Raw genomic sequence first — 11,573 nt, 5'->3', positions numbered from 1 at the left:
TGCTGTTGGCTGAGTAATAGTAAAATTCTGTGATGCTGTACATCCATTTGCGTCTGTTACTGTACAAGTCCAGGAACCTGCTGTTAATCCGGTTACCGAAGTTGTTCCGTCGCCTGTTGGGTTACCCGGTGTCCAATTATAAGTATAGCCTCCAGCTCCTCCTGTTGCCGCATTCACAGCAGCAGCTCCTGTAGCACCACCATTACAAGCCACATTTGTCTGGCTTAAAGGCGTCACTGAAGGATTGGATACTGTTAAAGTTCCTGAACTCGAAGTAGTACTACAAGAACCATCCTTAGCCACGCAACGGTATTGATACCCATTCATTCCTGATGTAGCTCCGGTAATGGTAAGTGTATTTGTTGTTGCAGTTGAATAAACGCCACCATTAGCAATATCCGTAAAACCGGAACCCGTATTTACCTGCCATTGGTAAGCAGTAGCACCTGTCGCAGAAATACTAAAAGTTGTATTACTAGTACTACAAATAGTAGCACTTGAAGGATTTGCCGTTACCGTTGGTGCTGTACACGAAGGTGCTTCAAAAAGACGGAAATTATCAATTCCCCATTCTTCATTATTACCTTCTGAAAAAACTCGAATTCTTAATCTTAAAGTGGTTCCGGTACCAACTATGCTTTTATTAAACTCTCCAAAAACATTGGTAAGTTGTGTCCCATCTCCACAACCATTATCATCAGTATCTTCAAATAAATATTTATCTCCAGTTCCTGAAGCACTTCCTCGATTGTAAAAACTAATTAATTTAGTATATGCACCCCCATCAATACTGTATTCAATAATGATATAATCAGTATTAGTAGTTCCCACACCACTAACACAGGCATTTGTATTATCCCATGGTTCATTGGTACTTGCAGCAGCAATTAAACCTTTGAAACTTAATCCGGTTTTACCAGCAATTGAAATTCCTGTCCATTCGATTTGGAGTTCATTATTAGTACTGTTTGTAGCTGCTCCCTGTGCACCACTTGCAGTAAAACCGGTTCCTACTGCATTATGATCTTCTCCAGCCCAATAGTACGTTCCTTCTTTTCCGGTGAAGGGAACAACCTGAGAAACCGTAGTTCCATCTGTTAATTTAAAATAAGCAGTACTGGGCGATGGAGTGGTTCCCCCATTTTCTTCCGGAGTTCTGGTTCCACCTGATGGTGAACTTTCAAAAGTATCACTCCAAAATTGTGTTTGTGCCTTACCTTCTATGTAAAAGCAACAAAGGAGCAATGTAAAAATTAAAGTAAAGTTTTTTTTCATAAGCATAAGAAGTTAAATATTAAAGCAAATTTGTAGCCAAATATATAATAAAAAAAACAAAACCTAACTTACAACTTATCTTTATTTCATTTCATCGATAAAAATTAATCTTTCATTAACACATAGATTTTAAAAAATTAGCAGATAAAATCCCTTATGGAATTTGATTTAATAAAAATGATATTATTTAATTTGCAACTCCATTAATTACTAAATTTTCTACATGCAAAAACTCTCCATCATAATTCCTTGTTACAATGAGGAGAAAACAATAATCCAACTTTTGTCAAAAATCGAGACTGTTAATTTAGCTGAAAACACTAGCAAAGAGATTTTAATTATCAATGATTGTTCTACTGATTCATCAGAAGAATTAATTCGAAATTTTATAGCACTGCATTCTGAACTTTCTATAAAATATTTTAAAACTGATAACAATAAAGGAAAAGGAGCTTCTATTCAAATGGGGATTGCTAATGCAACAGGAGATTTTATAATCATTCAGGATGCTGATTTAGAATATGACCCTGAAGAATACAATCTCTTATTGAAACCCATTTTAGATGGTTTTGCGGATGTAGTTTATGGATCAAGATTCATGGGAAGTAAACCGCACCGCATATTATTTTTTTGGCACACTATAGGGAACAAGTTTTTGACATTTTTATCCAATATGGTAACTAATTTAAATTTGACTGATATGGAAACTTGCTATAAAATGTTTACTTCTTCTATTATTAAAAACATTTCTTTAAAAGAAAAAAGATTTGGCTTTGAACCGGAAGTTACCGCTAAAATGGTCCGATTTCCAAATATCAGAATATACGAAGTAGGAATATCATACTATGGAAGAACCTATGCCGACGGTAAAAAAATTAGCTGGAAAGACGGCTTTCACGCTATTTTTTGCATTATCAAATACGGACTTTTTAAAGCTAAATAACATTTTAAATAGTAAACAAAAAACTGTTAAAAAAACAAAACTATAAGTAGTAGTATGAGTAAAAAAAACATAAAAATTGCAGATATAAATCAAAAAGACACTTTAAACAAAGAGCTTATTTTACAAAAATTGACTTGGTTTTTAGCCATTATTTCCTTTTTACTCTACGCCAACACTCTAAAACACGGTTTTGTTTTAGATGATATTGCTGTAATTGAACAAAATAGATTTGTGCAAAAAGGTTTAGCTGGAATTCCCGAATTGTTTTCTACACTTTACTGGCAAGGCTACTGGGATTCAAATGCAGGATTATATCGACCTTTGTCATTAGTCGCATTTGCCATCGAATGGCAATTATCCCCAAACAATCCTTTTATTCATCATTTTTTTAATGTATTATACTATGTTTTAAGTATTGTTTTATTATTCAAAGTCTTGTATTATTATTTAAAGGATCACCAGGTTTGGATTCCTTTTTTTATCGTTTTACTGTTTGCGGCCCATCCTATTCATACCGAAGTAGTAGCTAACATCAAGAGTCGGGACGAAATATTTTGCTTATTATTTTTCACACTAAGCATTTATTTGCTTTTAATCAAAGAACAGAAAATTTTTCAGATTTTTGGAATCGTTTCCTTTCTTTTATGCTTACTGTCTAAAGAAGCCGGGATATTATTTTTACCCATACTTGTATTTTTATTTTGGTTAAAATATCAAAAAGAAAGAAGTGTTTTATTTTCTAAAATAATCCCAATTATTTCTATTAGCGCATTGTGGCTCTTATTACATCGTTATGTTATTTTAAGCTCTCCATTCAAAAGAATTCAATATTCGTATTTGGATAATTCTTTATTTGGTTGCGATGATTTTTTAACTAAAATAGCTACGGGATTTACCATTTTTGGCAGATACATTGTTAAGTCTATTTATCCTTACACCATGAGTTATGATTATTCATACAATCAAATCCCTTGTGTGACGGTAGGTTCTTTCTCGTTTATCATCAGTTTATTACTTATTGGATTGCTTTTCTGGGCTGTTTATTTTTTTAGAAATAAGAATAGCATTATCAGTTTTGGTGTACTGTTTTTTTTGATTACTATTTTCTTGGCTAGTAATATTGTTGTTCTTATTGGAACGACAATGGGAGACCGTTTATTATACACTCCTGTTTTAGGAACTAGTATTGCTTTGGTTTTTTTATTGCTATATCGCTCAAAAAACAAAGAATTAAAAAATTTTTATCATCCATCGATTTATATTCTATGCTTAGTTTTTTTGTTGTTTGCATTTAAAACCTATAATAGAAACAAAGTTTGGGAGTCAAATACTACTTTGTTCACAGAAGACTTATCGAATTCACCTAATAGTGCGCGTGTAAATTTCAATTATGCTACCGTACTTTTCAGTCAATTACCCTCAGATATTGAACTTCAACAACAACAATTACCTTCAGTTATTGATGCTTACAAAAAAGCCTTAGCAATTGACCCAAATGACAAAGGTTCACTAACTAATTTAGGCGTTTGTTATTATCGAATCAAGGACTACGAAAAATCGATAGAAATTACAAAAAGGGCTTTGGCTTTAGCCAAAAATGATTATTCATTACAGGCTAATTTAGCTGATGCTTATTTTAGAAACAATAATTTAGATGAGGCCATTGCAATTTACAAAGAATTAATACGCAATAATTTCGTTCTAGAAAACACCTATAATTATTATGGTGTGGCTTTGTTCAATAAAAAAGAATACCTCAAAGCTATTTTGGTCTTCAAAGAAGGCATAAAAAAGAATGCTAGTTCTGTTGAATTATGGATGAATTATGGAAATACCTTAGCGGCATCAGGAAATCTTAAGAATGCTATTACTGCTTTTGAAAAAGCATATAAATTAAATCCGAATGAAAAAAATGCTTTAAAATTTTTAACTATGGCACATCAACAATTAGGTAACATCCAAAAAGCAAATTACTATTATGCTGAGTTAACAAAATAAATAGTTTAATCTCATTCTACCAACCGATTGAATTTCTCAACCAATTCATTTCCCCTTTGGGTTTTTCCTGTTTTTCTCAAAGCATCCCCAAAACGAAAATAATAAATAGGCTCTAAATGCTCATTGGGCATTGCAAAAAGCGGTTCATACCATTTAGCAGCCTTTTCCATTTGCCCTTTAAAATAATAATAATTCGCTACTTCTCTAAACATAAAAGCAGATTGGTAGCCTTTTTCAAGGACTCTTTCATAGACATAAACCACATTTACCAGAATAAAATCTCTTTTCTCCTTTTGAGATTCGGCCAGAACTGGAGCAACGGTATTTTGAACCACCGGAGTCGCATTTTTTTCAGCAGGAGGAATTTCAACTTTAATTAATTTAGACAAAACAAGAGCCAAAGAAGATTGTTCTATTGATGGGTTTTCTGGAATTTCAATTTTTCCGCTTTCAATAGCAATTTCAAGAAGTCTGGTTGGTTCGCGATCTTTACTGTTTGCTACATCTGAATTATTAGTTTCGATGTAATATTTCTTTCTGTAATTTTCTTCTTTATAGACCGGACTTATTATCCTAATATTATCAGGACCTAAATCTACTTTGCTAATCAAACTTAAATCAGAAACCGTATATCTTGTAGTGGTACCTCCAAACGCCATATTAACGATTTCTTCTACTTTGAAATACAACACATTTTTGCTTTCAATGTTTGAATAAATTTTGCGCATCTGAGCATATCCTAAATACGAATTGAAAAAGCAAATAATTAAAATCAGCACTATTGTAAATTTCTCTATCATAATTCATCTTATCAAACAACAGACTATAATTCATTTAAAAATAACCCGAAGATTTCTACTATAAATTTACGCAATTAAAAGAACAAAGACTCCACCAACAAAGTTTTAAATCGAATCCAACACCTAGTCCAGAATAACAATCATCCTCTAAAAACAATATTAGAAATCCACTTTCTTATTTTTTTGGTTGTCGTAATTTTTTCAAAAACTAAATCAACTCTAAAAGCTAACAACAAATTTAATTAATCCATAAATAAACAAACAATCACAAAACCATATTTTGCACAAAACCTTGATGTTTTTATTGTTTCAAAGCTAATTTTAAACATTTTGTTAAACATAATAAAGCAATTAGACAAAAAGACCTAAAAATCATCAATACAAAACTCACTTAACGACTTGTTACAAAAAACAACTTTCTGAATCAAAATAGAAATAAAAAAACTAACTACTTAAAACACAAGCATACAAAACAAAAGAACAACAAGACATTAATAGACTTTGAGTATCGTATATAATTGATAATATTAATTGAATACATATATTGATTTTTATACTTTTGCGTTCTTGTTACTATCTTATTTGAAAAGTTAGTACCACAAAACACAGAAATACACTAAAAAAATTAAAAAATGAGCAAGACATTATTTGACAAAGTATGGGATTCGCATGTTGTGCGTAAAATTGAAGACGGACCAGATGTGTTTTTTATTGATCGCCATTTCATTCACGAAGTTACCAGCCCGGTAGCTTTCTTGGGTCTAAAATCAAGAGGCGTATCAGTATTATATCCGGAAAGAACCTTCGCAACTGCAGATCACAATACACCGACCATTAACCAACACTTGCCTGTTGAAGACGCATTATCAGCAAATCAATTAAAAGCATTAGAAACTAATGCTGCTGAATATGGTATTTCTCACTGGGGATTAGGTCATCAAAAAAATGGAATTGTACACGTAGTAGGTCCTGAAAACGGAATCACTTTACCTGGTGCTACAATTGTATGTGGTGATTCACATACTTCTACTCATGGTGCTTTTGGTGCTATCGCTTTCGGTATTGGTACTTCAGAAGTAGAAATGGTTCTTTCTACTCAATGTATCATGCAACCAAAACCTAAAAAAATGCGTATTAACGTAAACGGTAAATTAAGCAAAGGAGTTACTCCTAAAGACGTTGCGTTATACATTATTGCACAATTAACTACTTCAGGAGGAACAGGATATTTTGTAGAATATGCAGGAAATGTTTTTGAAGAAATGACAATGGAAGGTCGTATGACTGTTTGTAACCTTTCTATCGAAATGGGTGCTCGTGGCGGTATGATTGCTCCTGACCAAACTACTTTCGATTTCCTTGAAGGAAGATTATACGCTCCTAAAGGTGAAGCCTGGACTAAAGCAGTAGAATACTGGAAAACTTTAAAAACGGATGCTGATGCAGTATTTGATGCTGAATTAAACATCAATGCAGAAGACATCGAGCCAATGATTACTTATGGTACAAACCCTGGAATGGGAATTGGTATCACTAAACATATTCCAAGTGCCGACCAAGTAGAAGGTGGAGAGGAAACTTATAAAAAATCATTAAACTACATGGGATTCCATGAAGACGACGTAATGATTGGAAAACCAATCGACTATGTTTTCTTAGGAAGTTGTACTAACGGACGTATCGAAGACTTTAGAGCATTTGCTTCTATCGTAAAAGGCCGCAAAAAAGCAGATAACGTTACCGCTTGGTTAGTTCCTGGTTCTCACGTTGTTGAAGCACAAATTAAAGAAGAAGGAATTTTAGACATCCTTACTGAAGCTGGATTTGTATTGCGTCAACCTGGTTGTTCTGCATGTTTAGCTATGAATGATGATAAAGTACCTGCAGGAAAATATGCAGTAAGTACCTCTAACAGAAACTTTGAAGGTCGTCAAGGACCTGGTTCAAGAACTTTGTTAGCATCTCCAATTATGGCTGCTGCAGCTGCAGTTACAGGAAAATTGACAGATCCTAGAGATTTATTGTAATTGAATTCAATAGCAATAACTATTTCAAAAAAGAATTAAAAAATAAAAAGATTTTAAATATTCATGATTGATTGCCTTGATGGAAATCTAAAATCTGAATTTTTGAAATCTAAAATCTAAATTAAAATGGCATACGATAAATTTAATATACTTACCAGTAGTGCAGTGCCACTACCGATAGAAAACGTAGATACTGACCAAATCATCCCTGCTCGTTTCTTGAAAGCTACAAAACGTGAAGGTTTTGGAGACAACCTTTTCAGAGACTGGAGATACAACGGAGACGATACTCCAAAAGCTGATTTCGTTTTAAACAACCCAACTTACAGCGGAAAAATCCTTGTAGGTGGAAAAAACTTCGGTTCAGGTTCTTCTCGTGAGCACGCTGCCTGGGCAGTTTATGATTATGGTTTCCGCGCTGTAGTTTCTTCTTTCTTTGCTGATATTTTCAAAGGAAACTGTTTAAACATTGGTGTATTACCAGTACAGGTTTCTCCAGAATTTTCAGAAAAAATATTTGCTGCAATTGATGCTGATCCAAACACTGAATTAGAAATCAACTTACCAGAGCAAACAATCACATTGAAAGCTACAGGTGAAAAAGAATCTTTCGACATCAACGGATATAAAAAGAACAACCTTTTGAACGGTTTTGATGATATCGATTATTTACAAAGTGTAAAAGAAGAAATCGTAAGTTTTGCAAGTAAGCTACCTTACTAAATAATACAATCATACAAAAATGCAGCTGCCTTAGCATTCCGTTTAGGAATTTACCGGCAGCTGCTTTTACCGTTTTATAAAACACACCAAACAATGATTTCAAAATACTGAAATCAGAAACCTTTTTTTAGCATCAAATTATAATGGGAAAGAGAAAAATTGAAATAATGGACACGACACTTCGTGATGGTGAACAAACCTCAGGAGTATCATTTTCTGCTGCAGAAAAACTAACCATTGCCCAATTATTACTAGAAGAGTTACTTGTTGACCGTATCGAAATCGCATCAGCTCGTGTAAGCGAAGGAGAATTTGAAGGTGTTAAAGGAATCATGGCCTGGGCACAAACAAAAGGATATACCGACAAAATCGAAGTATTAACTTTTGTCGATAAAGGACTCTCTATCGAATGGATGAAAAAGTCCGGCGCAAAAGTTCAAAATCTTTTAACTAAAGGCTCTCTCAACCACCTTACCCATCAATTAAAAAAAACACCGGAACAGCATTTTTCTGAAATTGCCGAAAGTATTTCTTTAGCCAATGAAAATGGAATCGCAACCAATGTTTACCTAGAAGACTGGAGTAATGGTATGCGTAATTCTCCGGAATATGTTTACCAATATTTAGATTTCATCAGCACACAACCCGTAAAAAGAATTTTGCTTCCGGATACATTAGGCGTACTTATTCCTTCTGAAACTTTTGAATACATTTCAGAAATCACCAAAAAATATCCTAATATCCATTTTGACTTTCATGCACATAACGACTACGACTTAAGTGTAGCCAATGTTATGGAAGCTCTAAAAGCAGGTGTTCACGGATTACACGTTACCGTAAACGGAATGGGCGAACGCGCCGGAAACGCACCTTTGGCCAGCACCATTGCTGTAATCAACGATTTTATGCCGGAGATTGAAATTGGCGTAAAAGAAACCTCTTTATATTCGGTTAGTAAATTAGTGGAAACCTTTACCGGTTATAGAATCCCAGCCAACAAGCCAATTGTAGGCGATAACGTTTTTACTCAAACTGCCGGAATTCACGCTGATGGTGACAATAAAAACAATTTATATTTCAACGATTTACTTCCGGAACGCTTTGGAAGAAAAAGAAAATACGCTTTAGGAAAAACTTCTGGTAAAGCCAATATTGAAAAAAACCTTCAGGAACTTGGCTTACAATTGAATCAGGAAGATTTAAAATTGGTTACCCAAAGAATCATCGAATTGGGTGACAAAAAAGAAACAGTAACTAAAGAAGATTTACCTTATATCATTTCTGATGTATTGGACAGCCACACCTATCAGGAAAAAATCACGGTTGAATCTTATTTATTATCGCACGCCAAAGGAATGCGTCCGTCAACAACACTTTGCCTTAAGATTGATGGGCAAATTATCGAAGAGCATGCTCAGGGAGACGGTCAATTTGATGCTTTTATGAATGCCTTGGCTAAAATATACAAAACCAAAAAAATGACACTTCCTAAGCTGATTGACTACGCCGTAAGAATCCCTCCAGGAAGTAGTTCAGACGCTTTATGTGAAACCATCATTACATGGGTAAATGACGGAAAAGAATTCAAAACAAGAGGATTGGATTCCGATCAAACAGTAGCAGCCATTATTGCTACGCAAAAAATGCTCAATGTTGTAGCCGAATAATACGAAACAAAACAATAAATTAATATAAATACAAAATAATGAAATTAAACATCGCACTTTTAGCAGGGGACGGAATCGGACCGGAAGTAATTGATCAGGCAGTAAAAGTATCAGATGCCATTGCACAAAAATTTGGACATGAAATCACTTGGAAACCAGCTTTAACTGGTGCTGCTGCTATTGACGCTGTAGGTGAGCCTTATCCAGATTCAACTCATGAAGTTTGTAAAAATGCTGATGCAGTACTTTTCGGAGCTATTGGTCACCCAAAATATGATAACGATCCTTCTGCGCCAGTTCGTCCAGAACAAGGTTTATTAAAAATGCGTAAAGCATTAGGTTTGTTTGCAAACGTAAGACCAACCTTTACTTTCCCATCTTTATTAGATAAATCTCCATTAAAAAGAGAAAGAATCGAAGGAACTGACTTAGTTTTCTTAAGAGAATTAACAGGTGGTATTTACTTTGGTGAAAAAGGAAGAAGAGACAACGGAGATACTGCTTTTGACAACTGTGTATACACGAGAGCAGAAGTACAACGCCTGGCTAAAAAAGGTTTCGAATTAGCAATGACACGTTCTAAAAAATTATGTTGTGTTGACAAAGCTAACGTTTTGGAAACATCACGTTTATGGAGAGAAACAGTTCAGGCAATGGAAAAAGATTACCCTGAAGTTGAAGTTTCTTATGAATTTGTTGACGCAGTTGCAATGCGTTTGGTACAATGGCCAAATTCTTATGACGTATTAATCACTGAAAACTTATTTGGAGATATTTTAACAGACGAAGCTTCTGTAATTTCAGGATCAATGGGATTAATGCCTTCTGCCTCTTTAGGAGCTGAAGTTTCTTTATTTGAGCCAATTCACGGTTCTTACCCACAAGCTACAGGATTAAACATTGCTAACCCAATGGCGACAGTTTTATCTGCTGCAATGATGTTTGAAAACTTTGGTTTAGCTGAAGAAGGAAAAGCAATCAGAGAATCAGTAAACAAAGCTTTAGAAGCCGGAATTGTAACTGAAGACCTGGCTAACGGAGGAAAAGCTTACGGAACTAAAGAAGTGGGTGATTGGTTAGCTGCTAACATCTAATTTTATAATTTATATAAAACAAAAGAGGTGCTTATTGCGCCTCTTTTGTTTACAATCGTTTTAATAAAAATCCATCTACTCTGAAACTCTTCTAGTTGTTGTGTAAACTGGCTCTCTATATGGAATAGATGTTGTAAAAAGACATCTAACTTTCTCCCCTTTCGTTTCTCCAGGCAACCATTTAGGACAAATTGACAAAACTCTTAGGGCTTCTTCTCCAGCTCCAAAACCTGGGTCTCTCAATAATTTAAAATTTGAAAGACTTCCATCTTTTTCAATTATAAAAGTTACATATGCCAAACCTTTTGCCTCCGCTGATGGTTTGTAATTTTTCTTTAAGAATTTATGAAACTCTTTAATGCCCTCAGGAAATTCAGGTTTTTTTTCTATTCCGTTTATGTTATATATTCTGTTATCAACCTTTTCAACAGCATCTTGAGCTGTCAGGATTTGAATTGTAAAAAAAGAAATTGTTATAAATAGTAATTTTCTCATAAATAATGATTCGTTAGTAAATTACAAATATAAAGTTATTTGCAATTAATTCTTACACAACCAAAATAATTAATAAAGAATTTTCTTCTCAGGACAATACAATTATTTGTACAACAAAAAAGGGGACAATTTGAAATTGTCCCCTTTTTTTATATAAAGAAAAAATTAATATCCCCCTCTATTCCCACGGCTATCTCCACCACGGTTGTTTCCATAACCACCACGAGAATCTCCTCTACGGTTGTTATTAAAACTTCTTCTTTCACCTTCCGGTTTTGGCTCAGATTTATTTACTACAATCGTACGCCCCTGAACAGTCGCCCCATTCAATTCATCAATTGCTTTTTGAGCTTCAGCGTCAACCGGCATCTCAACAAAACCAAACCCTTTACTTCTTCCAGTAAATTTATCAGTAATAATTTTAACAGAATCAACTGCTCCGTAAGCCTCAAAAGACTCTCTTAAATCTGCTTCCTCAATACTGAACGGAAGGCTTCCAACAAAAATATTCATATACTTATTTATAATAGTTATGACAAATGTAATCTTAT

The 11,573-nt window shown here is 34.1% G+C and carries 9 protein-coding genes and 1 pseudogene; 6 read left to right on the top strand and 4 right to left on the bottom strand.

The features are described from left to right. Positions 1–1,275, bottom strand: a pseudogene (locus tag AAEO59_RS15380) (hypothetical protein); the annotation flags it as partial. Between the two features lie 223 nt (positions 1,276–1,498). On the opposite strand from AAEO59_RS15380, the gene AAEO59_RS15375 reads away from it, so the two are divergent. Continuing rightward, positions 1,499–2,218 carry a glycosyltransferase family 2 protein gene (locus AAEO59_RS15375; RefSeq protein ID WP_341701635.1) on the top strand — a complete coding sequence of 240 codons (720 nt, stop codon included), beginning with the start codon at positions 1,499–1,501 and terminating at the stop codon, positions 2,216–2,218. 54 nt (positions 2,219–2,272) lie between these two features. After that, positions 2,273–4,216, top strand: coding sequence for a tetratricopeptide repeat protein (locus tag AAEO59_RS15370; protein ID WP_341701634.1), 1,944 nt, complete (start codon positions 2,273–2,275; stop codon positions 4,214–4,216). 11 nt (positions 4,217–4,227) lie between these two features. Here AAEO59_RS15370 and AAEO59_RS15365 read toward each other — a convergent pair whose 3' ends face one another. Then, complete coding sequence (locus AAEO59_RS15365; RefSeq protein WP_341701633.1) at positions 4,228–5,016, bottom strand: hypothetical protein; 789 nt, start codon at positions 5,014–5,016, stop codon at positions 4,228–4,230. Positions 5,017–5,648: 632 nt separating this feature from the next. Here AAEO59_RS15365 and leuC point away from each other — a divergent pair. From leuC to leuB, 4 genes are all read left to right on the top strand, one after another. Continuing rightward, on the top strand, positions 5,649–7,043 hold the full coding sequence (gene leuC, locus AAEO59_RS15360; protein ID WP_341701632.1) for a 3-isopropylmalate dehydratase large subunit: 1,395 nt from the start codon (positions 5,649–5,651) through the stop codon (positions 7,041–7,043). Positions 7,044–7,169: 126 nt separating this feature from the next. Continuing rightward, positions 7,170–7,766, top strand: coding sequence for a 3-isopropylmalate dehydratase small subunit (leuD, locus tag AAEO59_RS15355; RefSeq protein WP_341701631.1), 597 nt, complete (start codon positions 7,170–7,172; stop codon positions 7,764–7,766). A 143-nt stretch (positions 7,767–7,909) separates the two neighbouring features. Continuing rightward, a complete protein-coding gene (locus AAEO59_RS15350; protein ID WP_341701630.1) occupies positions 7,910–9,433 on the top strand; it encodes an alpha-isopropylmalate synthase regulatory domain-containing protein in 1,524 nt (507 codons plus the stop codon). A gap of 38 nt (positions 9,434–9,471) precedes the next feature. Then, positions 9,472–10,527: a 3-isopropylmalate dehydrogenase gene (gene leuB, locus AAEO59_RS15345; protein WP_188221673.1), complete on the top strand. Its 1,056-nt coding sequence runs from the start codon at positions 9,472–9,474 to the stop codon at positions 10,525–10,527. Between the two features lie 75 nt (positions 10,528–10,602). Here the strand turns inward: leuB and AAEO59_RS15340 are convergent, their stop codons facing one another. After that, positions 10,603–11,022 carry an energy transducer TonB gene (locus AAEO59_RS15340; RefSeq protein WP_341701629.1) on the bottom strand — a complete coding sequence of 140 codons (420 nt, stop codon included), beginning with the start codon at positions 11,020–11,022 and terminating at the stop codon, positions 10,603–10,605. 165 nt (positions 11,023–11,187) lie between these two features. Further along, positions 11,188–11,535, bottom strand: a complete 348-nt coding sequence (locus tag AAEO59_RS15335) for an RNA recognition motif domain-containing protein (RefSeq protein ID WP_066328408.1) — start codon at positions 11,533–11,535, stop codon at positions 11,188–11,190. Positions 11,536–11,573 lie beyond the last annotated feature (38 nt).

This window comes from Flavobacterium flavipallidum (assembly GCF_038289905.1).
Classification (GTDB): Bacteria; Bacteroidota; Bacteroidia; order Flavobacteriales; family Flavobacteriaceae; genus Flavobacterium; species Flavobacterium flavipallidum.
Note: the sequence above shows the minus strand (reverse complement) of the source record. Positions and strands in the feature narration are given on the sequence as shown.